22 protein-coding genes and 1 riboswitch are annotated in these 25,557 nt (G+C 71.7%); of the genes, 14 read left to right on the top strand and 8 right to left on the bottom strand.

The annotated features are described in order from the left end of the window. Nucleotides 1–154 precede the first annotated feature (154 nt). Together ACWD2L_RS15350 and ACWD2L_RS15345 are read left to right on the top strand one after the other, a co-directional pair. Nucleotides 155–1,462, top strand: coding sequence for an ATP-binding protein (locus tag ACWD2L_RS15350; protein WP_351334546.1), 1,308 nt, complete (start codon nt 155–157; stop codon nt 1,460–1,462). Continuing rightward, nucleotides 1,459–2,142, top strand: a complete 684-nt coding sequence (locus ACWD2L_RS15345; RefSeq protein WP_351334544.1) for a response regulator transcription factor — start codon at nt 1,459–1,461, stop codon at nt 2,140–2,142. Before ACWD2L_RS15350 ends, ACWD2L_RS15345 begins: the two co-directional genes overlap by 4 nt. 39 nt (nt 2,143–2,181) lie before the next feature. On the opposite strand, the gene ACWD2L_RS15340 is transcribed toward ACWD2L_RS15345, so the two are convergent. Further along, complete coding sequence (locus ACWD2L_RS15340) at nt 2,182–2,625, bottom strand: nuclear transport factor 2 family protein (RefSeq protein ID WP_351334542.1); 444 nt, start codon at nt 2,623–2,625, stop codon at nt 2,182–2,184. Nucleotides 2,626–2,830: 205 nt separating this feature from the next. Between ACWD2L_RS15340 and ACWD2L_RS15335 the strand changes: the two genes are divergently transcribed. From ACWD2L_RS15335 to ACWD2L_RS15320, 4 genes are all read left to right on the top strand, one after another. Continuing rightward, the gene (locus tag ACWD2L_RS15335) at nt 2,831–3,082 is read left to right on the top strand and encodes a type II toxin-antitoxin system Phd/YefM family antitoxin (RefSeq protein ID WP_351334540.1); all 252 of its coding nucleotides are present in this window, start codon (nt 2,831–2,833) and stop codon (nt 3,080–3,082) included. After that, nucleotides 3,079–3,330 carry a type II toxin-antitoxin system RelE family toxin gene (locus tag ACWD2L_RS15330; protein ID WP_351334537.1) on the top strand — a complete coding sequence of 84 codons (252 nt, stop codon included), beginning with the start codon at nt 3,079–3,081 and terminating at the stop codon, nt 3,328–3,330. The genes ACWD2L_RS15335 and ACWD2L_RS15330 overlap by 4 nt, the downstream gene beginning before the upstream one ends. 98 nt (nt 3,331–3,428) lie before the next feature. Next, nucleotides 3,429–4,073 (top strand): LysE family translocator, encoded by a 645-nt coding sequence (locus ACWD2L_RS15325; protein WP_351334675.1) that lies wholly within the window; start codon nt 3,429–3,431, stop codon nt 4,071–4,073. Further along, entirely contained in the window at nt 4,073–4,957 is an 885-nt protein-coding gene (locus ACWD2L_RS15320) for an alpha/beta fold hydrolase (protein WP_351334534.1), read from the top strand. The genes ACWD2L_RS15325 and ACWD2L_RS15320 overlap by 1 nt, the downstream gene beginning before the upstream one ends. A 32-nt stretch (nt 4,958–4,989) precedes the next feature. On the opposite strand, the gene ACWD2L_RS15315 is transcribed toward ACWD2L_RS15320, so the two are convergent. Further along, the gene (locus ACWD2L_RS15315; RefSeq protein ID WP_351334531.1) at nt 4,990–5,394 is read right to left on the bottom strand and encodes a MerR family transcriptional regulator; all 405 of its coding nucleotides are present in this window, start codon (nt 5,392–5,394) and stop codon (nt 4,990–4,992) included. Between the two features lie 79 nt (nt 5,395–5,473). On the opposite strand from ACWD2L_RS15315, the gene ACWD2L_RS15310 reads away from it, so the two are divergent. Beyond that, complete coding sequence (locus tag ACWD2L_RS15310; RefSeq protein ID WP_351334528.1) at nt 5,474–6,301, top strand: alpha/beta fold hydrolase; 828 nt, start codon at nt 5,474–5,476, stop codon at nt 6,299–6,301. A 12-nt stretch (nt 6,302–6,313) separates the two neighbouring features. Here ACWD2L_RS15310 and ACWD2L_RS15305 read toward each other — a convergent pair whose 3' ends face one another. Further along, nucleotides 6,314–7,354, bottom strand: a complete 1,041-nt coding sequence (locus ACWD2L_RS15305) for an NlpC/P60 family protein (RefSeq protein WP_451189778.1) — start codon at nt 7,352–7,354, stop codon at nt 6,314–6,316. Between the two features lie 294 nt (nt 7,355–7,648). On the opposite strand from ACWD2L_RS15305, the gene ACWD2L_RS15300 reads away from it, so the two are divergent. After that, nucleotides 7,649–8,002 carry a hypothetical protein gene (locus tag ACWD2L_RS15300; protein ID WP_351334522.1) on the top strand — a complete coding sequence of 118 codons (354 nt, stop codon included), beginning with the start codon at nt 7,649–7,651 and terminating at the stop codon, nt 8,000–8,002. Nucleotides 8,003–8,037: 35 nt separating this feature from the next. Here ACWD2L_RS15300 and ACWD2L_RS15295 read toward each other — a convergent pair whose 3' ends face one another. Beyond that, nucleotides 8,038–9,234, bottom strand: coding sequence for a C40 family peptidase (locus ACWD2L_RS15295; RefSeq protein ID WP_351334520.1), 1,197 nt, complete (start codon nt 9,232–9,234; stop codon nt 8,038–8,040). Nucleotides 9,235–9,241: 7 nt separating this feature from the next. After that, nucleotides 9,242–9,380: riboswitch (cyclic di-AMP (ydaO/yuaA leader) on the bottom strand. A gap of 243 nt (nt 9,381–9,623) precedes the next feature. Here ACWD2L_RS15295 and pcrA point away from each other — a divergent pair. Next, a complete protein-coding gene (gene pcrA / locus ACWD2L_RS15290; RefSeq protein WP_351334517.1) occupies nt 9,624–12,149 on the top strand; it encodes a DNA helicase PcrA in 2,526 nt (841 codons plus the stop codon). Nucleotides 12,150–12,162: 13 nt separating this feature from the next. On the opposite strand, the gene ACWD2L_RS15285 is transcribed toward pcrA, so the two are convergent. After that, complete coding sequence (locus ACWD2L_RS15285) at nt 12,163–13,746, bottom strand: M23 family metallopeptidase (RefSeq protein WP_451189773.1); 1,584 nt, start codon at nt 13,744–13,746, stop codon at nt 12,163–12,165. Nucleotides 13,747–13,951: 205 nt separating this feature from the next. Continuing rightward, nucleotides 13,952–14,935, bottom strand: coding sequence for a lipase family alpha/beta hydrolase (locus ACWD2L_RS15280; RefSeq protein ID WP_351334514.1), 984 nt, complete (start codon nt 14,933–14,935; stop codon nt 13,952–13,954). 403 nt (nt 14,936–15,338) lie between these two features. Between ACWD2L_RS15280 and ACWD2L_RS15275 the strand changes: the two genes are divergently transcribed. Next, entirely contained in the window at nt 15,339–15,761 is a 423-nt protein-coding gene (locus tag ACWD2L_RS15275) for a cobalamin B12-binding domain-containing protein (RefSeq protein WP_351334511.1), read from the top strand. Nucleotides 15,762–15,993: 232 nt separating this feature from the next. Here ACWD2L_RS15275 and ACWD2L_RS15270 read toward each other — a convergent pair whose 3' ends face one another. Together ACWD2L_RS15270 and ACWD2L_RS15265 are read right to left on the bottom strand one after the other, a co-directional pair. After that, nucleotides 15,994–17,571 (bottom strand): DUF5691 domain-containing protein, encoded by a 1,578-nt coding sequence (locus tag ACWD2L_RS15270; RefSeq protein WP_351334508.1) that lies wholly within the window; start codon nt 17,569–17,571, stop codon nt 15,994–15,996. A gap of 178 nt (nt 17,572–17,749) precedes the next feature. Then, entirely contained in the window at nt 17,750–19,144 is a 1,395-nt protein-coding gene (locus tag ACWD2L_RS15265; protein WP_351334505.1) for an SWIM zinc finger family protein, read from the bottom strand. A 187-nt stretch (nt 19,145–19,331) separates the two neighbouring features. Here ACWD2L_RS15265 and ACWD2L_RS15260 point away from each other — a divergent pair, with 187 nt between their 5' ends. The 4 genes from ACWD2L_RS15260 (at nt 19,332) to ACWD2L_RS15245 (ending at nt 25,538) form a co-directional block, all read left to right on the top strand. Then, on the top strand, nt 19,332–20,465 hold the full coding sequence (locus tag ACWD2L_RS15260) for an ATP-binding protein (RefSeq protein ID WP_351334502.1): 1,134 nt from the start codon (nt 19,332–19,334) through the stop codon (nt 20,463–20,465). Continuing rightward, nucleotides 20,462–22,723, top strand: a complete 2,262-nt coding sequence (locus ACWD2L_RS15255) for a DUF5682 family protein (RefSeq protein ID WP_351334500.1) — start codon at nt 20,462–20,464, stop codon at nt 22,721–22,723. Before ACWD2L_RS15260 ends, ACWD2L_RS15255 begins: the two co-directional genes overlap by 4 nt. Before the next feature lie 346 nt (nt 22,724–23,069). Continuing rightward, nucleotides 23,070–24,236 (top strand): VWA domain-containing protein, encoded by a 1,167-nt coding sequence (locus ACWD2L_RS15250; protein ID WP_351334672.1) that lies wholly within the window; start codon nt 23,070–23,072, stop codon nt 24,234–24,236. Between the two features lie 72 nt (nt 24,237–24,308). Next, the gene (locus tag ACWD2L_RS15245) at nt 24,309–25,538 is read left to right on the top strand and encodes a hypothetical protein (RefSeq protein ID WP_451189768.1); all 1,230 of its coding nucleotides are present in this window, start codon (nt 24,309–24,311) and stop codon (nt 25,536–25,538) included. Nucleotides 25,539–25,557: the final 19 nt, after the last annotated feature.

Here is a 25,557-nt window from a genome sequence, read left to right as displayed (position 1 = left end):
CCCCTGAGGCCCCGTGCCATCCGCGTCGACGGCTCCCCGGACCGAAGAGTCACGTACCCCAGCCCGAAGATCACGGGCCCCGGCCCGAAGATCAGGGAAGTATCCGGGCCGAACCCTGATGCCCGGCCCCCTGCCGCGTGTGACGATCGGTGGCATGTCGGAAGCAGCGCCCGCCTCTCTCGCCGAGAACCGAGACGACCCGCGGCCGCCGCGCAAGCTCTACCGCAGCAGTGACGGACGCTGGCTGGGCGGAGTGGCGCGGGGCCTCGCGGGGCATCTCGGGCTGCCGGTGATCTGGGTGCGCCTGGTCTTCGTGGGCCTGTTCATGGCGGATGGTCTTGGCGCGTTGCTGTACGCGGCGTTCTGGTTCTTCGTGCCGCTCGGCGTGGGCGGTGTCGGCGCGGACCGGCCGCCCGTCCTCAGCACGGAGACGTCCGTCGACGGCCGCCGCAGGCTGGTGACGCGCAAGCCGGACAAGGGCCAGATCCTCGCCCTGCTCCTGATGGTCGTCGTAGCGATGATCTTCGTGGAGAACGTGAACCTGACCGGCAACACCAAGGCGTACCTGATCCCCACCGTGCTCGTCGCGGCGGGCGTCGCGCTCGTCTGGCGACAGGCCGACAACGCGCGCAGGGCCCGTTGGATGGAGGTCGGCCGCCGCCGGCGCACGCTGAGTCTGGCGCGCGCGGCCTCCGGGGTGCTGCTCGTCGGCGCGGGCGTCACCGGCATCTTCGTCACGCAGGGCGCCACGGAACACATCGGCCCGATCCTCCAGGCGGCGCTCGCCGTCATCGTGGGCATCGCGCTCCTCGCGGGCCCGTACCTGATCCGTATGACGCAGGACCTCTCCGAGGAACGCCTGATGCGCATCCGCGCACAGGAGCGGGCGGAGGTCGCGGCGCATGTGCACGACTCGGTCCTGCACACGCTCACCCTGATCCAGCGGGGCGCGGACAATCCGGCCGAGGTGCGCCGCCTCGCCCGCGCCCAGGAGCGCGACCTGCGCGCGTGGCTCTACAAACCGGCCGCCGCGGAGAACCCGCAGGAGCCGGAGACGGTTGCGGAGGCGGTGAAGCGCAACGCGGCGGAGGTCGAGGACAAGCACGGGGTCCCGCTGGAGGTCGTGGTGGTGGGCGACACCCCGCTCGACGATCAACTGTCGGCACAGATGCAGGCCGCGAGGGAAGCCATGGTGAACGCCGCCAAGTACGGTGGCGTGGGCGGCGCCGTCCAGGTGTACGCGGAGGTCGAGGGGGACGTGGACGGGGACATGGTCTTCGTCTCCGTACGCGACCGGGGCCCCGGCTTCGACCTCGACTCCATCCCGCCCGACCGCATGGGCGTAAGAGAATCGATCATCGGCCGAATGGAACGCAACGGCGGGACGGCCCGGCTGCGGGCGGTGCCGGACGGTGGCACGGAGGTCGAACTGACCATGAAGAGGGCGGAAGGGGCGTCATGACCGACGAGGCAGCTCAGGAGCGACGGGTACGAGTGGTCCTGGTCGACGACCACCGGATGTTCCGCACCGGCGTCCAGGCGGAGATCGGCCGCACCGAGGAGACGGGTGTCGAGGTGGTCGGCGAGGCCGCCGACGTCGACCAGGCGGTCACGGTGATCACGGCGACGCGTCCCGAGGTCGTCCTCCTCGACGTGCACCTCCCCGGTGGCGGCGGCGTCGAAGTCCTGCGCCGCAGCGCCCAGATGATGGCGGACGCGGAGAACCCGGTCCGCTTCCTGGCCCTCTCGGTCTCGGACGCGGCGGAGGACGTGATCGGCGTGATCCGTGGCGGCGCCCGCGGCTACGTCACGAAGACGATCACCGGCACCGACCTCGTCAACTCCATCTTCCGCGTCCAGGAAGGCGACGCGGTGTTCTCGCCGCGCCTGGCGGGCTTCGTCCTCGACGCCTTCGCGTCCACGGACGCGCCGCCGGTCGACGAGGACCTGGACCGCCTCACGCAGCGCGAACGCGAGGTCCTGCGCCTCATCGCGCGCGGCTACGCCTACAAGGAGATCGCCAAGCAACTCTTCATCTCGGTGAAGACGGTCGAGTCCCACGTCTCAGCGGTCCTCCGCAAGCTCCAGCTCTCGAACCGCCACGAGCTGACGCGGTGGGCGACGGCGCGTCGGCTGGTGTGAGCGACGTCCGGTGGACGCGCCCGCGATCACGCGGTCACCTCAGCGGCCGTCCACCCCGAACGCCTGGGCGACGGCGAGGCTGTCCTCGTAGACGTGGTGGCGGGTGACAAGACCGTCTTCGACGGTGAGGTGGAGAGCGAATCGTGCACGATACGCACGTCCGGTGGGCCGGGCTGTCTGGCGGATCTCGCCGAGCACCACCGCGTCGTTACCGTCGATGAGGATGCGCTCGACCTCGGTCGCCACGTGCTCCGGCACATGATGCTCGGCAAGCGCGCGGTAGTGGGCGGCGGCGTCGGCCCGTGAAGACCGGTGACGGATCCACGGCGTGGTGGCGCGACCGTGCTCGGTCTCCGGCCAGTTCAACTTCCAGTCGCCCTGTTCGGCATACAGCTCGGCGATGCGCTCGGGGTCGCCCTCGCCGATCCTGCGCAGCAAGTCCTCTGTCACCGTACGGGTGTTGGCTGGTGCGGCTGTGGACATGGCGAACCTCTCCGTCGTGGTCCGCGTCCTGCGACGCGGAGGAATTCCTCATCCTGTCGGTGCGGGCGGGGCCGAGGCGATGACCTCTGAGGTCAGGAAGGCGCGTAAAGCGCGCAGCCTTGCCGGGCGGGCTGTGCCGGACGTGCCGCCCCGTGGCGGGCGGCGTGAATATGGCACAAGATTAATCTTGTGCCACCATGTGGGCATGACTGAGATCGCCATCAGCAAGGCACGCTCCGAGCTGGGCGACCTCGTGCGCCGCGCCGCACACGGCCGCGAGACCATCGCCCTCACCGATCACGGCCACGTGGCCGCGCTCCTCGTATCGCCCCAGGTGATAGAGGATTTGGAGGACTCGCTCGCGATCGCCGAGCGTGAGCGGAGCAAGGCGGAGGGGGCGCTGGGCGAGGGCATGTCGCACGACGAGGTCGGCCGGCTGCTGGGGCTGCGCCGGTGACGTACGGCATCATCTGGGAGCCGGAGGCCACCAGTGCCGCCGTGCGATTCCTCAAGGACGACCCCGACGGTCTGGCCGCTCTGTACGAAGCCGTCGACAGCCTGGCCACAAATCCCCGCCCAGCCAACTCGACGCCGTACGGCAGCAGTTACCGGCGTCTGCGAGTCGGTGTCTATCGGGCTCTGTACGTCATCGACGACGACGTGATCCGCATTCTGGTCACCCATGTCGGACGCACCTCCGGCTGAGCCGCAAGCCGCAGGGTTGGCCATGCGCAGGAGGGACAGATCCGGCGGATCCGTTATCCGGGTGCGTTCATGGCCCCGGATGTGGCTCCATGGATCCCATGATGTCCACCGACCGCCTCCTGGCCTTCGCGGCGATGTCCTTGCTGCTGATCGTCATCCCGGGGCCGAGCGTGATCTTCGTCGTCGGCCGTGCTCTCGCACAGGGGCGGCGCGCCGCGCTGATGACGGTCGTGGGCAACACGCTCGGGGCGTACGTCCTCGTGATCGCCGTGGCTCTCGGTGTCGGGTCGCTCGTCGAGCGGTCGGTGGCGATCTTCATGACGTTGAAGCTGGTGGGCGCCGCGTACCTGATCTATCTGGGCGTCAAGGCGATACGTCAACGGAGTTCGCTGCGCGCGGTGTTCGACGAGGAGCGGGGCGCGGCGGGCACGACGACTCTGCGCACCCTGTGGGAGGGCTTCGCGGTGGGTGTGGCGAACCCCAAGACGATCGTCTTCTTCGCGGCGGTGCTGCCCCAGTTCGTCGACCGGGAGGCCGGGCACACCGTGCTCCAAATGCTGCTTCTGGGACTGGTGTTCAACGTCATCGCGATCGCCTCGGACAGCGTCTGGGGCCTGGCCGCTTCCACGGCCCGCACCTGGTTCGCCCGCTCCCCGCGCCGCCTCGCGGCGGTCGGCGGAGCAGGCGGCCTCGCGATGGTGGGCCTTGGCGTGACGGTGGCGGCCACGGGGCGGGCGGACTGATGCCGAGCGTCGACGTATCGCCCGAGATCTCGATCGCGTACGACACCTTCGGCGACCCTGCCGACCCGGTGGTGCTGCTCGTGATGGGCTTCGGTGCCCAGCTGATCGCCTGGGACGAGGACTTCTGCGGCACCCTCGCGGAGCGCGGCAGGTACGTGATCCGCTTCGACAACCGGGACAGTGGCCTGTCCACCAAGTTCGACGCACACCCTGTGGACATGGCGGAGTTCATCGCCACGGTGAGCGCGGGGGACATGCCCGCCGCCCTCGCGATGATCCCGTACCGGCTGCAGGACATGGCGGACGACGCCTTCGGCCTGCTGACCGCGCTCGGTATCGAGCGGGCCCATGTGGTCGGCGCCTCCATGGGCGGCATGATCGCCCAGACGATGGCGATCTCCCGGCCAGAGCGCGTCCTGACCTTGACCTCGATGATGTCCTCGACGGGCGAGCCCGAGTGCGGGCGGTCGACCCCGGAGGCGCAGGCGGCGCTTTTCGCCCCGAAGCCGGCCGACCGTTCCGGGTACGTCGCGGTGGCGGACAGGGCCCTGGTGTGGGCCTCCAGACGGTACGGCGACGCCGCCGTCCTGCGGGATCTGGCCGCTCGCAGTTACGACCGCGCCTACTACCCGGCCGGGACCGGCCGTCAGCTCGGCGCGATGATCCTCAGCGGCTCCCGCGCGGACGCACTCCAGGCGCTCAGCGTGCCTTCGCTGGTGATCCACGGCCTGGACGACACCCTGATCGCCCCCGACGGCGGCCGTCGCACGGCCGAGCTGATCCCCGGCGCCGAACTCCTCCTGCTCCCGGACATGGGGCACGACAGGCCGCGCGAACTGTGGCCGGAGCTCATCCGGGCACTGGCGGCGCACACGACGGCCTGAAGCCGGCCGGGAACTCGACCATGCGCCCCGACTCAGCTTCTGGTGAAGGGAGTTGAAGCTGGGGCGGCCTCAGCGGCCGGCGCCCCTGAGGGTGCGGCGGTGATGATGGTGTCGAGAATCGCGTGCGACGCCTGTAGATCTTCGATGGCGCGGGTGATGCGCTCGCCCTCCCGGCGGAGTTGGGCGCGCAGATCCGGGCAGGCGGGCACGAGGCGCTCGTCGTCCGCCCGGATGCACGGCAGGACTTGGGCGATCAGAGCGGTCGGAAGGCCTGCCGCCAGCAGACAGCGAATGCGGCGCACTGTCTCGACGTCCGACTCGCCGTAGATGCGGTAGCCGCTGGGCAGCCTGTCGGGTGTCACGAGTCCTTGCTGTTCGTAGTAGCGCAGCAACCGTTCATGAACCCCGGTACGCCGCACCATCTCCTGCATGCGCATGCCGCTCGCCTCCCCCTGCTCCCCTTGCCGGAGAAGCGACTTGACTCTGACACTGATGTCGGAGTTTAACGTCGGCGCCATGACTGCCGATCACGCGTTTCCCGCCTCTTGCCTCGACGTTCTCGTGCAGGGGAGCGGCCCTGCACTTCTGCTCGCGCACGGTGCGGGCGGTGGCATCGAGGGGAACTTCGGTCTCGTCCTCGACGACCTCGCCCAGGACCACACCCTCGTCGGCCCGCACTACCCCGGGGCCGGCGGCTCTGCCGTGGCCACCGGCCCCCTGGACCTGGACGACCTCGCCGACCGCCTGGTCGCGGCCGCCGTCGAGGCCGGCCAGGACTCGTTCGCCGTCCTCGGAGAATCCCTCGGCAGCGTCGTCGCCGTCCGGATCGCCACACGGCACCCCGGCCGTGTCCGGGCCCTCGTCCTGACCGCCGGCTTCGCTGCCGCCGATCCGGTCCTGGCGCTCGCCGCCCAGCTGATCAAGTCCCTTGCGGCCGCGGGTCAGTGGGAGGACGTGGCAAGGCTCGCCCTCCTGTCCTGCATGTCCCCGGCGGACCTGGCGGACCTGGCGGACCTGGCGGACCGTGAACCGGCAGCCCTCGACGAACCGGTCGCCCAGACCCTGACCGCGATGCCGCCGGGCATGCTGGACCACTTCGACCTGGTGTCCCGGGTGGACGTGCGGGCCGATCTGGCGAAGGTGTCCGCCCCCACCCTGGTGGTGGTGCCGACCGGCGACCGCCTGGTGCTGCCCGAGAGCTCGTACCGGCTGGCGGCCGGTATCCCGGGTGCCCAGCTGATCGAACTGCCTGGAGCCGCCCACGTCCTGAACCCGGCAGACCGGGCGACCTGGCTCCGCCACGTACGCCGGTTCCTCGCGTCGCTCCCCGCCACGTCGGCGTGACGAGCCGACCGCTCACGCCACCCGCGTCGCCCCCGCGAACGGCATCTCGTCGATCGGGGCCACCCGTACCGGTGCGCTCGGGTTCGGGGCGTGGATCATCTTGCCGCCGCCGATGTAGAGGCCCACGTGGCTGATCGAGGAGTAGAAGAAGACCAGGTCGCCGGGTTGGAGCTGGGACTTCGGGATGCGCGGGCCCGCGTCGATCTGGGCGTACGTCGTGCGGGGGAGTGAGACGCCTGCCGCCTTGTACGCGGCCTGGGTGAGGCCCGAGCAGTCGAAGGCGGAGGGGCCGGTGGCGCCCCATACGTAGGGGCTGCCCAGGGCGCCGTACGCGAAGGAGATCGCGGCCTTGGCGCGGGAGTTGGGGGCCTGGGAGAGGTCGGCGCGTTCCGTCGAGCGTGAGGTGCGCCCGCTCTGTGTGGCGGTGGGGGTGCGCTCTTCGGGGGTGATGCGGTCGAGGAGGCGGCGGGCCTCCGCGAGTTTTCGCTTCACCTTCTTCTTGTTGTCCTCCAACTCGGCCTTTTTGGCGCGGATTTCGGAGAGCGTGCCGTCGGCGTCGCCGCGCAGCTGGTCGATCTCGCGGAGTTCGTCCTGCACGCGGGTGACCGCGGCGGCCTGCCGGGCGCCGACGCGCTCCGTGAGGGACGCCTTGTCGAGGTACGCGTCGGGGGTGGAGGAGAGGAGCAACTGGACCGAAGGGTCCACGCCTCCGGTGCGGTACTGGGATGCCGCCACCGAACCCATCTTCTCGCGCTGGGAGTTGAGCGATTCGGTGCGCCGGGACGCCTCGTCCTGGAGCTCGTCCACCTTCTTCCGCGCCCCGTCCGCCTTCTCCTTCGCGCCGTTGTACTTCTGGGTGGCGACCTCCGCCTCCTGGTACAGCTTGTCGACCTTGGCCCGCACCTGGGCGGCGCCGAGCTCGGGCTCCGCGTGCGCCGCCCCGCCGTCGAGGGCGGTGACGGTGGCCGCGGATGCCAGGGCGAGGGTGGCCGCGGTGCGGGCCCTACCAACGCTGAGCGAACGCGGTCGGGGCTTGCGGTGCGCTGCCGGCACAAAGTCCTCCTCTGGGCGGCCGTCCGAAACGCACGGCCCCCGGTCGCGCGTCCGGCGGCGGCCCGCACAGGGGGAGCGGGTCGCCGCCGGACCTTTCTCGGCGGTGGTGTCCGACTGCCGCCCCTGGCCCGGGCGGCGGTGGGGAGCCGGTCACCTGAGCAAGGACGCTAAACCTCGGCGTAACGGGTTGGTGGCCGATTGTTCGCAACTGGCCCATTTGTTACGGGCGGTGACAGAGGGTGACCGTCGGGGCTCCGAAGTGGCCCGAAACGGGCCCAAGTAGGCTCCGGCCCCATGGACGTACTCATCAACATCTTCGTCGGTCTGCACATCATCGGCATCGCCTCGCTGCTCGGCGGCTTCCTCACGCAGATGTCGGCGATGAAGGAGGGCGCGGCCCGCTTCAACAAGGCGATGCTGCACGGCGCGCTGACCATGCTGGTGACCGGCGTCGCCCTGGTCGGCCTCAACCAGGCCGACGGCTCCACCGTCAACAACATCAAGATCGGCGTGAAGCTCGCGGTCCTGATCGTGATCCTCGGCATCGTCTACGTGAAGCGGGACGAGGAGAAGGCCGAGAAGGGTCTGTTCGCGACGGTCGGCGCGCTCACCGTCGCGAACATCTTCATCGCGGTGCTCTGGACCTGATCACCGGCATCGTCAGAGTCACAGGCGTGGTGGGCTCAGGCCGGGCGCACCACGCTGTGGATCGACGACGTGCCGTCGTAGTAGATCGACTCCTCGCGCACGACCGCACCCGGCTTCGGCGCGTGCACCATCATGCCGTCGCCCATGTAGAGGCCCACGTGGCTGATGTCGTCGTAGAAGAACACCAGGTCACCGGGTTGGATGTCGGAGAGCGGCACCGTCTTGCCGATCTCGACCTGGTCCCAGGTCGTCCGCGGCAGCGAGATCCCCGCGGACTTCCACGCCGCCTGCGTAAGGCCCGAGCAGTCGTACGAGTCCGGGCCCGTGGCGCCCCACACGTACGGCTTGCCCTCCTGTGACTTGGCGAACGCCAGCGCCTGCGCGGCCTTCGTGGCGTAGGAGGCGTCCGATGAGCCCGACGAACCGGAAGAGGACCCCGAGGAGCCGGAGGACGAGCCGGAAGACTGCTCCTGCTCCTTCGCCTCCTCGGCCGCCTTCCGCTTCGCCGCCTCCGCGGCCTTCTGCTTGGCGGCCAACTCGGCGGCCTTCTTGCGGGCCGCCGCCTCCTTGGCCTTCTCGATCGCGGCGAGCCGCGCCTTCTCCTCGGCGGTCAGCTCGGCCAGCAGCTTGCGCGCGTCGGAGAGCTTCGTCTGGACGGTCTCCTTCGTCGACCTCAGCTCGGCCTGCGAGTCGGTGAGGTCCTGGAGGCTCGACTGCGCCTCGTCGCGCTTCTCGGCGATCTCGCGCGCCTGCCCCTGATAGTCGTCGATCGACTTCTTCTGCTCACTGGTGAGCCGGTTCATCAGCTGGCGCTGCGAGAAGTAGTCCTCCGGGTCGTCCGCGAGGAACATGGTCGCGGTGTCGCTGACACTGCCCGAGCGGTACTGCTCGGCGGCGTATCTGCCGAGCTTCTGGCGGGCCGTGTTCATGTCATCGGTGCGCTGCGCGACATCGTCGAGGAGCTTGTCGACCTGGGTCTTCTTGGAGTCGGTCCGCTCCTTCGCGCCGTTGTACTTCTGGGTGGCGACCTCGGCCTGCCGGTACAGGGTGTCGACCTTCTGCTGGACCTCTTCGAGGCGCGGCTTCGACGACGGCTGCGCGGGCGCGGCCTGTGCCGTCTGCGAGAGCAGGGCCACGGAGGTGAGGGCGGCGGTCGTGATGCCGACGGCCGGGGTCGTGCGAAGGCCGCCGGTGATCCGGGAACGGCTGCGGGGCTTACGGTGCGACGCCAAGGCAGGCGACTCCTTCCGTCGTCCGCCTACCGGGTTAGCTGTCGGGTTCGGGCGTCGTACGTGGAAGGCTGCCCTACGGTCGGCTGACCGATTCACCCCAAGGTCGGTTGGGTCCCCGGTTCCCTGCCTTGCGGCGTACGGAACTCAGCGGGGGCTGCCCGTTCGCCGCGACATCCGCGGGCGGGGGGACGGGCTGCCCGGCTGAACCGTAGCCAACTCGTGTGGCTGCTGTGAAGGTTGATGTTCGATATGCCCGATACATTTTCGTGATCTCTTGCTCCGGGCCCCCTCGGATTTCCCTCCGGGCCCGCTCGGATTTCCCTCCGGGCTCCCTCGGATTTTGAAGGGGGCCGCGGGTTGTCAGTGGGGCCGCCTAGACTCGTGGAGCGATGAGCAGCCTCTTTGACGACAGCTTCCTGACCGGCCTCCAGAACAGTGCGGCGGAGCCCCCGCCCCCGCCCCCGGACCCCGAGTACGACGACGGGGCCCCGGAGCCGATGCCGGAGGGGCTGTTCGGCGTGCCCCCGGAGCGGGACGCGCACTACCGGGACGGCGCCCCCCGCCCGGTCCTCGACTCGGCCTCCCTCCTCGAGGGGCTGAACGAGAACCAGCAGGCGGCCGTCGTGCACGGCGGCTCCCCGCTGCTCATCGTCGCGGGCGCCGGTTCCGGCAAGACCCGCGTCCTCACGCACCGCATCGCGTACCTGCTCGCCGAGCGCGGAGCACACCCCGGCCAGATCCTCGCGATCACGTTCACGAACAAGGCCGCGGGCGAGATGAAGGAGCGCGTCGAGGCCCTGGTGGGCCCGCGCGCGAACGCCATGTGGGTCTCCACGTTCCACAGCGCCTGCGTCCGCATCCTGCGCCGCGAGAGCAAGAAGCTGGGCTTCACGTCCTCCTTCTCGATCTACGACGCCGCCGACAGCAAGCGGCTCATGGCGCTCGTCTGCCGCGACCTGGACCTGGACCCGAAGAAGTTCCCGCCGAAGTCCTTCAGCGCCAAGATCAGCAATCTCAAGAACGAGCTGATCGACGAGGAGGACTTCGCGGGCACGGCGGCCGACGGCTTCGAGAAGACCCTCGCCCAGGCCTACCGGATGTACCAGGGACGGCTCCGCGAGGCCAACGCCCTGGACTTCGACGACCTGATCATGACGACGGTGAACCTGCTGCGCGCGTTCCCCGACGTCGCGGAGCACTACCACCGCCGCTTCCGCCACGTCCTCGTCGACGAGTACCAGGACACGAACCACGCGCAGTACGCGCTGGTCCGCGAGCTGGTCGGCCCCACCGAGGGGGAGGAGGCGGACCCGGCGGAGCTGTGCGTCGTGGGTGACGCGGACCAGTCGATCTACGCGTTCCGTGGCGCCACGATCCGTAACATCCTGCAGTTCGAAGAGGACTACACGAACGCGACGACGATCATGCTGGAGCAGAACTACCGCTCCACGCAGACGATCCTCAGCGCGGCGAACGCGGTGATCGAGCGCAACGAGTCGCGCCGCCCCAAGAACCTCTGGACGAACGAGGGGCCCGGCGCCCAGATCACCGGCTACGTCGCGGACACCGAGCACGACGAGGCGCAGTTCATCGCCGACGAGATCGACCGGCTCACGGACGCGGGCGACGCGCTGGCGGGCGACGTCGCGGTCTTCTACCGGACGAACGCGCAGTCCCGTGTCTTCGAAGAGATCTTCATCCGCACCGGCCTGCCCTACAAGGTCGTCGGCGGCGTCCGCTTCTACGAGCGCAAGGAGGTCAGGGACGTCCTGGCCTACCTGCGCGTGCTCTCCAACCCCGAGGACTCGGTCCCGCTGCGCCGCATCCTCAACGTGCCCAAGCGCGGCATCGGCGACCGCGCCGAAGCGATGATCGACGCGCTCTCCCAGCGCGAGAAGATCTCCTTCCCGCAGGCGCTGCGCCGCGTCGACGAGGCGTACGGGATGGCGGCCCGCTCGGCGAACGCCGTGAAGCGGTTCAACACGCTGATGGAGGACCTCCGCACGATCGTGGAGTCGGGCGCGGGCCCGGCCACGGTCCTCGAGGCCATCCTCGAGCGCACCGGCTACCTCGCCGAACTCCAGGCCTCCACCGACCCGCAGGACGAGACCCGGATCGAGAACCTCCAGGAACTCGCGGCCGTGGCCCTGGAGTTCGAGCAGGAGTCCGCCGCAGGCGAGGACGCGACGGAGGACACGGCAGAGGGCGGGGCCGAGGCGGACGGCGGCACGACCGAGGGCGAGGCCACGACGATGGGCGGGGGGCTCTCCGCCTTCCTGGAGCGCGTCGCGCTCGTCGCCGACTCCGACCAGATCCCCGACGAGGACGACGACGGGAGCGGCGTCATCACGCTGATGACGCTGCACACCGCCAAGGGCCTGGAGTTCCCGGTCGTCTTCCTGACCGGCCTGGAGGACGGCGTCTTCCCGCACATGCGCTCCCTCGGCCAGGCCAAGGAGCTGGAGGAGGAGCGCCGCCTCGCGTACGTGGGCATCACGCGCGCGCGACAGCGCCTCTACCTGACGCGCGCCTCCATGCGCAGCGCCTGGGGTCAGCCCTCGTACAACCCGCCCTCCCGGTTCCTGGAGGAGATCCCCGTCGGCCACCTCGACTGGAAGCGCACCGGCCCGTCCACGCCCGCGGCCTCGACCAAGAGCATCGGCGGCGGCATCGCGGCCACGCTGTCGTCCTCGCGCTCCCGCACGGGTACGACGCCGGCCTTCGCCACGAGCCGGGCGAACTCCAAGCCGGTGGTCGCCCTCGCCATCGGCGACCGCGTCACGCACGACCAGTTCGGGCTGGGCACGGTGGTGGGCGTGTCGGGCACCGGCGACAAGTCGGAGGCGTCGATCGACTTCGGCGACCCCAAGCCGAAGCGGCTGCTGCTGCGGTACGCGCCGGTCGAGAAGCTGTAGCGGGGGGAGCGGCTCAGTTCGGGTTGAGGCCGTGGCTGCGCAGCCACGGCAGCGGGTCGATCGCCGCGCTGCCGCCGGGCCGTACCTCGAAGTGCAGGTGCGGTCCTGTGGAGTTGCCGGAGTTCCCGGACCGCGCGATCACGTCACCGGCCTTCACCGGACCGCTCATCACGGTGTGCGAGGACAGGTGGCAGTACCAGGTCTCCGTGCCGTCCTTGGCGGTGACGATGGCCATGTTCCCGTACGCGCTGTTCCACTGCGTCTTCACGGTGCCGTCCGTCGCGGCCATCACCGGAGTCCCGTACGAGACGGGGAAGTCGATGCCGGAGTGCTGGGACATCCAGTTGACGCCGGCCTGCCCGAAGAAGGCGCTCAGCCCGTGCTGCTTCACCGGCAGTACGAACTTGGGCCGCGCCGCTTCCTTGCGCGCGGCCTCCTCGGCGGCATGCTTGCGCGCCGCCTCCTGCTTCGCCTTGAGGTCGATCCGCTCCTGCGTGCGGCTCGCCCGGTCGGCAAAGTCGCCCGCGTCGGCGGACAGGTCCTTCAACTGCGAGTCCAGCTTGTTGTTGGCGACGGCCGGCTTCACGGCCTGCGCGTCCGGGGCCGCCTCGGCCTGCGCCTCCTTGCCGTCGTCCCCGCTGCTCCCGCCGACGCTCGCCGCGGCGATCCCGGCGACGCCGACCACGCAGACCGAGGGCACGACGATGGTGACCAGCGCGGACCGCTTGGCCGGCGGACGTCGGCGACCGGCGCGACCACGGGAGACGTTCTTCGCGTTCTTCCCGGCCCTGCGTGATGTGGGCTGCGGGGGCGCGGGGTCGGCGTCGAGGGCGGGTCCGTGCGGGTGTTCCGCTTCGGGGGCCGGGTCCATGACGGGCTCGTCCTCGGCCTCGGGCTCCGCGGGGGCGACGGCGTCGGCCGCGTTCCACTGCGTGGCGTCGTACGCGCCCGTGTCGTAGGCGGTCGTACCGAAGACCGGCGCCTGGAAGGTGTGGGTGGAACCCTGAGTGTCGTGCGGATCGGGCGCGCCGAGCATGTCGTGCGTGTTGAAGCTCGGCGTCTCGAAGCTCTGGGTCTCGAAGCCCTGCGCTTCGAAGTGCTGCGCCTCGAACCCCTGGAACTCGAAGCTCTGGGTCTCGAAGCCCGGGGTCTGGAAACTCTGAGTCTCGAAGCTTTGGGGTTCGAAGCTCTGGGGTTCAAAGGAATGCGTGTCGAAGCTCTGCGTGTCGGGGTGTTGAGCCGCGTACATCTGCGTCTCGTACGCCGACGTGTCCCACTGACCCGTGGCGTGCTGCTCGGCCATCGTCCGGGGGTGCTGCGCCGGGATGTCGGCGACCTGCTCGTACCCGCCGGTCGCCCAGGCGCCGGTCGTGTCGTAGGTACCGGTGTCGTACGTGCCGGTGCCGTAGTACGCGGAGGCGTAGGGGTCGGCGTACTGCTGCTGGGGGGCTGTGTGCCACTGGCCGGTCGCGTGGGAACCCGGTTCGTACGGGTCCTCTGCCATGTCGCCGAAGAGTGGATCGCTTGCGAAGCTGGTCGCGGAGTGACCGTCGTACGCCGCGTTAGGCACGGTCCCCGACGGATTGCGGTCGTTCACCAACTTCTCTTTCGCCTCGACAACAGGGCTGCCAGAGCAGTGCGGTGACTGTACCCGTCGGTATGAGGGCACGACAATCTTCGTCGGGTTTCCCGACCCGGGGAAACGGGCAATCAGCCGCCTTTGGGTGGACTGTGGACAGTTCCTTGGCCCTGGGTTCGAGACCCGTTCGACGAAATGGCTGCGCAGGGGCGCGGATCGGCGGTCAGGCCACTGTCAGGCCGCCGCCGGAATTGGCGGCGGCGCGAGCTCCTCCCGCGTGCTCCGCGTGTTCCGCGTCGAGGGCCTGCCGGATGCCGATCGCGACGGCCGGGTGTACCGGCAGCGCGAGATGGCCGATGCCCGTGACCCGCACGTTCTGCGCGAGCAGGTCCGGGTGGTCCACGCACGCCGTCTCGAGGGGCAGCATCAACTGGTCGAGATCGCTCCAGAAGCTCACGAAGCGCGTACGACAGCCGGGCGCCGGCCGCTTCAACTCCTCGACGACGGACGAGCCCGGCCGCATCTGCCGGACGATCGGGTGCGCGTCCGCGAGCGGCGCCACACGCGTGCCGCCGTGCGGCGTGCCGAGCGTGACGAGCGTGCGCACCCGCGTGTCACCGCCGAGGCACTGCACGTAGTAGCGGGCTATCAGGCCGCCCAGGCTGTGCCCCACGATGTCGACCTTGTCTCGGCCCGACCGCTCGCACACCTCCTCCACGTGCCGGGCGAGCAGTGTGGCCGCGGCCCGGATGTCGCAGGTGAGAGGGGAGTAGTTGAGCGATTCGACGTGCTGCCTGCCGTGCTGCGCGAGGGAGCGGCGCAGGAGGACGAAGACGGAGCGGTTGTCGATGAAGCCGTGCAGGAGGAGGACCGGGGGCTTCTGGTCCGGTGCGGGCAGGCGAGGTGCGTCCGCTGCTGCTGGTTCTCCTACTTCTCCTAGTTCTCCTGGGTCTGCTGGTTCTCCTGGGGAGTTCTCGTCCGCTGTGACCGTTTCCATGGCCACTGGGACGTACGCCGAGGGGTGGCGGGGCAGCGCCAGGGGCTGCCGCCGCTCGGGGAGGATGCCCGAGGGGTAGAGGAGAAGATGGCCCGCGAGGATCGCCAGTTCGAGGGCGGTCGCCTTCAGGAGCGCGATCGAGAGACCGGCCAGTCTCGTGGGCAGCAAGTGGCAGAGGGGGCGAAAGGGCAGGGTCCTCGTGACCTTCATCGGTCAACCTCCCGTCGGCACACGGGAGGACACCTCTGTCCCCCGTGTGCACTCATGAGAGCCGACCGAAGCGGTCCCGCGGCGCCGGTCGTGCCCGATGTGCCGACTCATCGGTCCGAACGGCAGCCGGAAGCACCGTGCCACCGTGCCGTGCGGCTGTCGGCGCGGTGGCGCGGCGACCTCGAAGCGGCTCCTTCGCGCCTGTCCTGGATCCGGCGGTGTGTCCCGCCCGTGGCAGTCGCGGGGCGCAGCGAATGTGTCCCACCGTGTGATTTCCCCCTCGGTCCGCACCGTGAAACGGCGGCTTGCGGGATGCTGTCGATAACGTTCGTTCACTTCGGGCATCAGTCTTTTGAACAATCGCTTCAACTTTTGCTTGAGCAGTCGTTTCAGGGAGGCAGTGATGGGTGTGGCAGCCGGGCCGATCCGCGTGGTCGTCGCGAAGCCGGGACTCGACGGCCACGATCGAGGGGCCAAAGTGATCGCGCGTGCGTTGCGCGACGCCGGGATGGAGGTCATCTACACGGGCCTGCATCAGACGCCCGAGCAGGTCGTGGGCACCGCCATCCAGGAGGACGCCGACGCGATCGGTCTTTCCATCCTGTCCGGCGCGCACAACACGCTCTTCGCTCGTGTCATCGAGCTCCTCGTGGAGCGGGACGCCGCGGATATCAAGGTCTTTGGGGGCGGGATCATTCCTGAGGGGGACATTGCGCCGCTGAAGGAGAAGGGTGTCGCGGAGATCTTCACGCCGGGGGCGACGACGGCGTCCATCGTGGAGTGGGTCCGGGCCAACGTCCGGCAGCCGGCGGCGTCCGGGGGCTGACGGGAGCGGTTCCGCGCCGCGGGGTTCGTGCGTCGGCACCGGCGTCGGCACCGGAGTTGACGCCACGGGGCTCTGCCCCGGACCCCGCTGCTCAATCGCCGCAGGGGCTTGATATGCACGGCTTCGTCTGCCCCGTCGCCTTGGGCAATCTGCCGCCTTGGGCGGCAGGGTGGGCAAGGCGGCACCCCGGTGCGGCGCAACGAGGACGACGGGCCCCGCCACGGTGCAGCGGTCATGGGCCTGGACACGGTGGGGTCAGCTCGTCGCGCATGGAACGGCGGAGCCGGAGCGTGCGGGCGAGGCGTTGGAATGCCTCCGTCCAGTACCCCCCGGCGCCGGGCGCCGAGCCCTCTGGTTCCTCCACCGCCGCCGTGAGCCCGTCGAGCCGCACCACCTCCTCGGGATCCAGGCACCGCTCCGCGAGCCCCATCACCCCGCTGAAGCTCCACGGGTAACTCCCCGCGTCCCGCGCGATGTTCAGCGCGTCGACCACGGACCGCCCGAGCGTCCGCGTCCACGGCGTGCCGCACACCCCCAGCAGCTGGAACGCCTCGGACAGCCCGTGCGCCGCGATGAACTCCGCCACCCAGTCCGCCCGTTCGGCCCCCGGCAGCGCCGCGAGCAGCTTCGCCCGCTCGGCGAGCGACACCGCCCCGGGCCCCGCCGCGTCCGACGCCGTCGGCGCCCCGAGCAGCGCCCGCGACCAGGCGATGTCCCGCTGCCGGACCGCCGCCCGGCACCACGCGGCGTGCAGCTCCCCGCGCCAGTCGTCGGCGACCGGCAGCGCCACTATCGCCTCAGGGCCCCGGCCGCCGAACCTGCCCGGCCACCGGCCGAGCGGCGCCGCCTCCACCAGCTGCCCGAGCCACCACGCACGCTCTCCGCGCCCCGCGGGCGGCTTCGCCACGACGCCGTCCCGCTCCATCCCCGCGTCACACTCGTGCGGCGCCTCCACGAGGATCGCCCCTTCCGCACGGTCGAGCGCCACCCAGGTCAGCGCCCGGTCCGCCATCCGCGCGGCGAGCGCCGAGCGGGGGAGCGCGGAGAGCAGCTCGGCCGCCGTCGCCCGCACGTTCTTGCTGCGGTCGGTCAGCGCTTGCTCCAGGAACGGCTCGTCCGCGTCTCCGAGTCCCGTGCGCAGCGAGTCGAGGAATATCAGGCGGTCCTCGGCGCGCTCCGTTCCCCACGTCCCCGCCAGGAGCGTCCGCGCCGCGGCCGGGTCGTGCGCCCGAACCGAGGCGAGCAGTGCCACCCGCTCCGCGAACAGGCCTTCCTCCCACCGTAGTTGAACCTGCTCACTCTCCTCCGGCGCCGGCAGCACGGCGCCGACGCCCGGCGTCGCGCGCAGCGCGAACTTCCAGTCCGGGTTGAGCCGGGCCAGCCACCGGGCACGCGGGCCCGCGAACGCGAGGGCCGGTGGGCGCAGGTCGGTGCGGCCGCGCGCCGCGTCGAGCAGTGCGGGCAGCAGCTCGGGTGGCGGCGCGTACCCGTACGAGTTGGCCGTGGCCAGCCACTGCGGGAGCAGTTCGAGGAGGTCGGGGGCGGTGCCGCGGCGTGAACCGGTGCCGCTGGAGCGGTCGGTGAGCAGCAGTGCGAGGCGCTGGCGCGCGGCGGGCGGCAGGGGGAGACGTGGGTCGTCCTCGGTGCGGTCCGGCGGGGTGGCGGCTGTGGCCGGGCGTAGGCCGGCTCGGCGTCGTACCGTCTGCGCGGCGGCCTCGTCGAGGAGGGTGAGGGGGGTGTGGTCGGGGCGGCGGTTGGTGCCGAGGAGCGCGGTGCTGACCAGGTCGTCCCAGGTGGCGGTGGGTGGCATGGGTCCTCCCGTGGGTCTCGGTGGGTCGCAGGGGCGTGGGCGGCGGCAGCGGCGTTACGGTCACGGGGCTCCGCCCCGGACCCCGCTGCTCAATAGCCGCAGGGGCTTGATTTGCGGCACCGCTGGATGTGCCGCATCGCTTGATTTGCGGCACCGCTGGATGTGCCGCACCGGGGTGTCAGCGCAGGGGGATGACCTCCGGTGTTTTCTCCGTCCATGTGGCCAGTGGGTGGAAGCCGGTTGGGCCGGATTCGCCGAAGACCGTCACCGGCGCGCCTCCCGAGACGGAGACCAGGCGCCACAGGGCGGGGGACGCCGCCGCGTGTGCGGTGAGGGGGAGTGCCGACTTGCCTTCGGCGTCCGCCAGTTGCCAGTGGCCGTCCGTGTCCCGCGTCGGGATCACCTCCGCGAGCGTCACCGGCCAGGACTCCAGCCAGGGGTCGGCCGCGAGCGCCGTTCCGTAAGTGGCGAGACCGGTGGTGACGTCGACTCCCTTGGGGCGTGGGCCGTCCGACTCCGGCGAGGCGAACTGTTCGCCCAGCTCGGCCCGCAGGGACCCCGCTCCCGGGTATGCCGACACCGCCGCGTCGAGCGTGCGCCCCGTCGGCAGCGCGAGCGCAGGGGCGCGGCCGGCCGCCCCGTAGGAGAGGAGGAGTACGGTGCGCGCGCTCCGCGTGCCGTGCAGCCATGTCCGGCGCGTGGTGAGGTGGCCGTCCGCCGTGTCGTACTGGGAGAGGACCAGCCAGCGGTCGCGCAGCGGTGGTTCTCTGTCCGGAGCCGGCAGGCCCACGCGTGAGCGGACCGTCGCCGCCAGGTCGGCGGGCAGGGCGTCGCGGCGCAACCAGCCCTGGTCGAGGAGGTGCAGCAGTGCGCACGCCTCGAGCAGCCGCACCGGCCAGCCGGGGCCGGACGCCGGGATCGCCCCCAACTCCCGGGCACGCGCGGCGAGTCCGGGCGCCTGCGCGTCGACCATGCGCGCGGCCGTCTCCTCCCACAGCCCGTAACCCGACTGCTCCGCCTGCGCGAGGCCGCCGCGCAGCAGGTCGGCGAGGCGCTGCTCCAGCTCCGTCGCACCCGCCGTGATCCGCTGGGCGCGGCGCTCGGCTCTGCGCCGGGCCGCCTCCGGATCCGCCGGGGCGCTGCCCGAACCGGTCGCCGACGCCGCGGACTGCCGGGACTCCGCCCGCTTCTGCCGCCCCGCCAGCCATGGCTCGGCCCACTCCGGCGGCGACTGCCCCGCCGGCACCTGCTCTTCGCCGCCCGCCCAGAGCAGCAAGAGCCCGAGCGCGTGCTTGCACGGGAACTTGCGGCTCGGGCAACTGCATGAATACCCCGGCCCGGTCGCGCCCGGGCCGCCCCCGCCGATGTCCACGATCGTCTGGTACGGCTTGCTGCCGCTCCCCTTGCACAGTCCCCATACCGCCCCCTCGTCCGAACCCTCCGCGCCCGCGGAACTCCCGGCCCCCGACCACGGGCCCGGGTCCCCGAGCTTGCTTCCCGCCTTGCGTGACGCGGCGTCAGGCGCCAGTGCGAGCACCTGATCCGTCGTCCAGCGCACCCCCAGCTGATTCATGTCCTCGACGGTAGATCCCGCCACTGACAATCCGTCCGGACATCTGTCTGACCTGCGGTGATGGCGCGGCCGACGTCGATTGTCAGTGGCGTGGTGCACCGTGGGATCCACCACGCGATGAGAGCGGTCGAGGGCTCGTCGTGCGGGTTCGAGCTGGGTGAGTTGGGCGAGTTGGAGGGGGACAGCCATGACCATTTCCGTCGAGAGCCAGACCGGGAGTCAGGGCGGGGCTCAAGCCGCGGACGAGGTGCTGCGGGCCCACGCCGAGGACGCGTTCGCGCAGGAACTCGCGGCGCTCGCCGCGCAGGACGACCGGCCGCGGCCGGCCCGCTGGCGCCTGTCACCGTGGGCCGTCGCGACGTATCTGCTCGGCGGCACGCTGCCCGACGGCACGGTGATCTCGCCGAAATACGTGGGTCCGCGACGCCTCGTCGAGGTCGCCGTGACGACGCTGGCGACCGATCGGGCGCTGCTCCTGCTCGGCGTGCCCGGCACCGCCAAGACCTGGGTGTCCGAGCATCTCGCGGCCGCCGTGAGCGGGGATTCGACGCTGCTGGTGCAGGGCACGGCGGGGACGCCGGAGGAGGCCATCCGATACGGCTGGAACTACGCGCAGTTGCTGGCCAACGGGCCGAGCAGGGACGCCCTCGTGCCGAGCCCGGTCATGCGGGCGATGGCGGAGGGGATGACCGCGCGCGTCGAGGAGTTGACGCGCATCCCGGCCGATGTGCAGGACTCGCTGATCACGATCCTGTCCGAGAAGACCCTGCCGATACCGGAGTTGGGGCAGGAGGTGCAGGCCGTGCGCGGCTTCAACCTCATCGCCACGGCCAATGACCGGGACCGCGGGGTCAACGATCTGTCGAGCGCGCTGCGGCGCCGGTTCAACACGGTCGTGCTGCCGCTGCCGGCGAGCGTGGAGGACGAGGTCGACATCGTCTCGCGGCGGGTCGACCAGGTCGGCCGCGCTCTGGAGTTGCCCAGTGCTCCCGACGGGATGGACGAGATCCGCCGCGTCGTCACCGTCTTCCGCGAGCTGCGCGACGGTGTGACGGCCGACGGGCGGACGAAGGTGAAGTCGCCCAGCGGCACGCTGTCGACCGCAGAGGCGATCTCCGTCGTCACCAACGGCCTGGCGCTGTCCGCCCACTTCGGGGACGGTGTGCTGCGCCCCTCCGACGTGGCCGCCGGAATCCTCGGTGCCGTGGTGCGTGATCCGGCGGCGGACCGGGTCGTCTGGCAGGAGTACCTGGAGGCCGTGGTGCGCGAGCGCGACGGCTGGAAGGACTTCTACCGGGCCTGCCGAGAGGTGAGCGCATGACGACACCGGCCACGGGGCCCGCGCTGCTCGGCGTGCGACACCACGGGCCCGGCTCCGCGCGCGCAGTGCGCACGGCGCTCGATGCCGCGCAGCCGCGGATCGTACTGATCGAAGGGCCGCCGGAGGCCGACGGCCTGGTGTCGCTCGCCGCAGAGGCCGGCATGCGGCCGCCGGTCGCACTGCTCGCGCATGTCGTGGACGAGCCGGGGAGGTCGGCGTTCTGGCCGTTCGCCGAGTTCTCGCCCGAATGGGTCGCGATCCGCTGGGCGTTGGGACGCGACGTGCCGGTGCGCTTCATCGACCTGCCGGCCGCGCACAGCCTGGCGATGCGGGCGGAGGACGACGAGGCCGGTGACGACAGGGGCGAGGGGGACTCCCTGCGCGTCGACCCCCTCGGGGTGCTCGCCGAGACCGCCGGATACGACGATGCGGAGCGCTGGTGGGAGGACGTCGTCGAGCACCGGGACGGCGACGCCTTCGCCGCGCTCGGCGAGGCGATGGGCGCGCTGCGGGAGACGTGCGGGGACGGGGGACACGACCGCGATCCGCAGCGCGAGGCGTACATGCGGCTCCAAGTGCGGTCGGCACAGCGCGAGTTCGGGGACGACGTGGCCGTCGTGTGTGGGGCGTGGCACGTGCCCGCGCTGCGGCAGAAGGCGACCGTCGCGGCCGACCGCGCCCTGCTCAAGGGGCTGCCGAAGGCGAAGGTCGACATGACGTGGGTGCCGTGGACGCACCGGCGCCTGGCCCGCGCCAGCGGATACGGGGCGGGGATCGATTCGCCGGGCTGGTACGGGCATCTGTTCAGCGCGCCCGACCGGCCGGTGGAACGCTGGCTGACCAAGGTCGCCGGGCTGCTGCGCGAGGAGGACCGCATCGTGTCCTCTGCCCATGTCATCGAGGCCGTACGCCTCGCGGAGACGCTCGCAGTGCTGCGTGGGCGGCCGCTCGCGGGGCTCACCGAGACCACCGACGCGGTGCGGGCCGTGCTGTGCGAGGGCTCGGACGTACCGCTGGCGCTCATCCACGACAAGCTGGTCGTCGGTGACGTGCTGGGGGAGGTGCCCGAGGCGGCGCCCGCGGTGCCGCTGCAGCGCGACCTCACGCGGCAGCAGCGCTCCCTGCGGCTCAAACCGGCCGCGGCGGAGAAGGAGTTGGACCTCGACCTGCGGGGTGAAACCGACGCCGCGCGCAGCCGCCTGCTGCACCGGCTGCGGCTCCTCGGCGTCGCCTGGGGCGAGCCGGCGGGATCGGCGCGCGGCTCCACGGGGACTTTCCGCGAGTCGTGGCGGCTGCGCTGGGAGCCGGAGCTTTCCGTGCGGGTCGCGGAGGCGGGGGTGTGGGGGACGACCGTGGTCTCCGCCGCGACCGTCAAGGCGGAGACGGACGCGGTCGCGGCCAGGGCGCTCGGCGACGTCACGGCGCTCGCCGAGGTCTGCCTGCTCGCGGGGCTCGCGGACGCGCTGCCGACGGTGATGCGGATCCTCGCCGACCGCGCCGCCCTCGACGCGGACGTCGGCCACCTCGCCGGCGCCCTGCCCGCCCTGGTTCGGGCTCTGCGCTACGGCGATGTGCGCGACACCGACACCGGTGCGCTCGCCGACGTGGCGGCGGGCCTCGCCGAGCGCGTCTTCGTCGGTCTGCCCCCGGCGTGCGCGAGCCTCGACGCGGAGGCGGCCGAAGAGATGCGCGGCCACGTCGACGCGGTGCACTCGGCCGTCGCGCTCCTGGAGGACACCGGGGTGCGTGGGCGCTGGCGGACCGTACTGCGCGTGCTCGCGGAGCGGGACGGTGTGGCCGGGGTGATCCGGGGGCGGTGTGCGCGGGTGCTGCTCGACGAGGGCGTGCTCGACGAGGACGACGCGGCCCGGCTGATGAGCCTCGTGCTCTCGCCCGGCACCGCGCCGGCCGAGGCGGCGGCGTGGATCGAGGGCTTCGTCGGCGGCGGTTCGGGCGGCGGGCTGCTCCTGGTGCACGACGAGCGGCTCCTGGGCCTGGTCGACGCGTGGCTGACGCGGGTGTCGGGCGACGCGTTCACGGACGTACTGCCGCTGCTGCGGCGCACGTTCTCGGCGTACGAGCCCGGCGTGCGGCGGACCTTGGGCGAGCTGGTCCGACGCGGGCCTGCCGGGGGCGGGCGGGCCCCGATCGCCGGCGGACCGCGCGGCTTCGCGGAGGAACTGGACGCGGAACGGGCGGACGCGGTGCTGCCGGTGCTGCGCCTGCTCCTCGGCGACGCGGTGGGGGTGGGCGGATGAGCGGCCGGGCAGCCGGAGCGGACGGCCGACCGCGCGGGCGGCGCGGCGGAGACGGTTGCGTCGGCCAGCGGCCCCACCGTGCGCGGCCCCACCGTTCGAGCGTCGTCCGCCAGGAGCGGCTCACCCGCGCCGGCGCACCGGCCGCTCGGCACCCGCGGCCCGGACGGCGTACCAACGACCCCACGGAGGCGGCCAGATGACGAACCACCCGACCACGACACCCACCCCGGCCGCCCCGGACACGACGACCGCCCCGGCCGCCCCGGACACGACGACCGCCCCGGCCGCCCCGGACACGACGACCGCCCCGGCCGCCCCGGCCACCACGACGGCCGAGGACGAGCGCATGCGGCGGTGGCGGCTGGTGCTCGGTGGTGATGCCGCGGAGGGTACGGGGTGTCAACTCGCCGGGCGGGACGCCGCGATGGACGGCGCCCTCGATGCCCTCTACGGCTCCGGCCGAGGTAAGCAGCAGGCCACCGGCGGCAGCCGCAGCGCGGGGCTCGGGGCGTCCGCTCCGGCCGTGGCCCGCTGGCTCGGCGACATCCGGACCTACTTCCCGTCCTCCGTCGTCCAGGTCATGCAGAGGGACGCCATCGACCGGCTCGGGCTGTCCGCGATGCTGCTGGAACCGGAGATGCTGGAGGCCGTCGACGCGGACGTGCACCTCGTCGGCACGCTGCTCTCGCTCAACAAGGCGATGCCCGAGACGACGAAGGAGACGGCGCGCGCCGTCGTGCGCAAGGTCGTCGAGGACCTGGAGAAGAAGCTCGCCACGCGCACCCGCGCCACGCTCACCGGCGCCCTCGACCGCAGCGCCCGCATCCAGCGGCCGCGCCACCGCGACATCGACTGGCACCGCACGATCGCGGCCAACCTCAAGCACTACCTGCCCGAGTACCGCACGATCGTGCCCGAGCGGCTGATCGGCTACGGGCGCGCGGCGCAGTCCGTGAAGAAGGAGGTCGTCCTCTGTATCGACCAGTCGGGCTCGATGGCGGCATCCGTCGTCTACGCCTCCGTCTTCGGGGCGGTGCTCGCCTCCATGCGTTCGATAGCGACCCGGCTCGTCGTCTTCGACACGGCCGTCGTGGACCTGACGGACCAGCTCGACGACCCGGTCGACGTCCTGTTCGGCACCCAGCTCGGCGGCGGCACGGACATCAACCGGGCGCTGGCGTACTGCCAGTCGCAGATCACCCGGCCCGGCGAGACCGTCGTCGTGCTGATCTCGGACCTGTACGAAGGGGGCATTCGCAACGAGATGCTGAAGCGGGTCGCCGCGATGAAGGCGTCCGGCGTGCAGTTCGTGACGCTGCTCGCGCTCTCCGACGAGGGGGCGCCCGCCTACGACCGGGAGCACGCGGCGGCGCTCGCGGGGCTCGGTGCGCCGGCCTTCGCCTGCACCCCGGATCTGTTCCCCGACGTCATGGCCGCGGCCATCGAGAAACGCCCCTTGCCGATACCGGACGCAGCATCGGAAAAGCGTGCACCCACGGCGAACCGGATATGAGTACCCATCGGTAACACGGAGGTACACGGGGCTTGCGCCGCCTCCCTCGCCCCATGCGAGGATTCGGCCACCGTGACTTCCCCGATGGCACTTCCCGCCCCCGTCGTCGCGCGCCCGGTTCGCGCGACGGCTGGACGGCGTGCGCTGCAACTGGCGCTGCTGTTCGGTGGGTTGTTGGTCCTCGGGATCGTGTGTGGTGGCCGGGCGCAGGCGGACGGGTTGTCGTCCGACGCGGGTTCGCTCGGCGCGGGGCATGTGGCGGTGCGGGAGCATGTCGCCGATTCCGTGCAGAAGTTGCGCGGTGCGGGTCCCCGCGAGAACCCGGCACTCTCCGAGGCCACCGGGAGCACCGAGGCGTCCGACGCACCCGGGCCCTCGACCGCGGCGTCGACCGCGACATCGGCGCCGGAACGGGCGAAGGCGCGGCCTGCCGCGCAGGCACCCGCACCGGTTCGGCCCGCCGCGCAGGCATCCGCACCGGTTCGGCCCGCCGAGCCGACACCGAACCCGGCCGCACCGGAGCACGCCCCCGGCGTTCAGACCTCGCCCGACGCAAAGTCCTCGCCCGAGGCGAAGCCCGCCTCCGGTGTGAAGCGCCTGGCGCGGCACCTGCACGACGGGCCCGCGGCTCCCAGCGACCCCACCGCTCCCGCCACCAACGTCGCCAAAACCACCGCCACCGCCGCCACCGCCACCGTGCGGACGTACCTCACCGGCCCCCTGCGTCAGCAGGTGGAGGCGCTGGGGGGCGATCAGGTGCGGCTGCGTTCCGTCGCCGACGCGTTGCGGTATCTGACCGCGCCGGTCGGGGCCACCGTGCGCCAGGTGGCGGGGCCCGTCGAGGAGTTGGCGACGCGAGTCGTCGCGGACCTCGTCGGGGCGTGGGACCGGCCCGGACCGCCCGCCGCGACCACGCCGCAGCAGTCGGACACCCCGGCGGCGCACGGCGACCGGTCCGGCACGGCCGAGTACGCCGAGTACGCCGAGTACGCCGACCGGACCCACGCCGCGGCGAGCGCCCCGCAGGCGTACGACGTCGCGCGATTCGGCGACGTACAGAAGGCGGAAGCGGGCGCGCGGGCCGAGGCGCGTCCCGCGTCGCCCGTCGTGCCGCAGCGTCCCGACGGTGTGCCGTCGGCCGGTGCGAGCGCGGGCGACGGCGGTTCCTCGCGCCACGGTGATCTGCACGCGGCCGCGTTCGGCGACCGCGCCCCCGTACTGCTCGCGTCCGGCGCCACGGCGTCCGCGGGCACCGCGCCGGTGGTCGACCGGCTTCGCGACATTCCCGAATTCCCCGGCTAGGGCAGCCAGTTCCCCGCTC

It is taken from the genome of Streptomyces sp. NPDC002754, from assembly GCF_053592315.1.
The sequence above is the reverse complement of the archived record's forward strand: the minus strand, read 5'-3'. Positions and strand labels throughout refer to the sequence as shown.